General features: G+C 44.0%; 1 protein-coding gene. It reads left to right on the top strand.

Features of this window, described 5'->3' with window-relative positions:
* Positions 1-445: cytidine deaminase (gene cdd, locus R7093_RS28215; protein WP_318147407.1), on the top strand; the 445-nt coding region annotated here is incomplete at its 5' end.
* Between the last annotated feature and the right edge of the window lie 69 nt (positions 446-514).

Genomic DNA, 514 nt, shown 5'->3' with positions numbered 1-514 from the left:
GCTACCTGAGCGCGATGAAAAGTCATTACATGAATACTTACCAGAAGCTTTTGGTCCAGCAGACCTTGGTATTGAGTCTGGTTTGATGGCAGAAGTGAAACACCAATTTGTATGTGATGATGAAGACGCATTGATTCAACAAGCCGTCGAAGCGATGAACATGAGCCATGCGCCGTATACCAATAACCTCAGTGGTTTGGCATTAGAGCTCGCGAACGGTCGTGTGTTTAAAGGTGCTTATGCAGAAAACGCCGCATTTAACCCAAGCCTTCCACCGCTGCAAGTAGCACTGATTCAAGTGTTGTTGGCAGGCGAAACCTTCGACAGCATTAAGGCTGCCGCTCTAGTTGAAAACTCTGAGGGTAAAATCAGTCACCTAGCAGACACACAGTCTACGTTAGAAGCGCTAAACCCAGATATTCCCGTCAGTTTTGTTAACGTATAAAACTCACTAATATGTCATTAAAAGCTCTACAACATGTAGAGCTTTTTTATTGACAAAAAACCACAAGCA

The sequence above is a fragment of the Vibrio sp. 1580 genome, assembly GCF_033340055.1.
The sequence above is the reverse complement of the archived record's forward strand: the minus strand, read 5'-3'. Positions and strand labels throughout refer to the sequence as shown.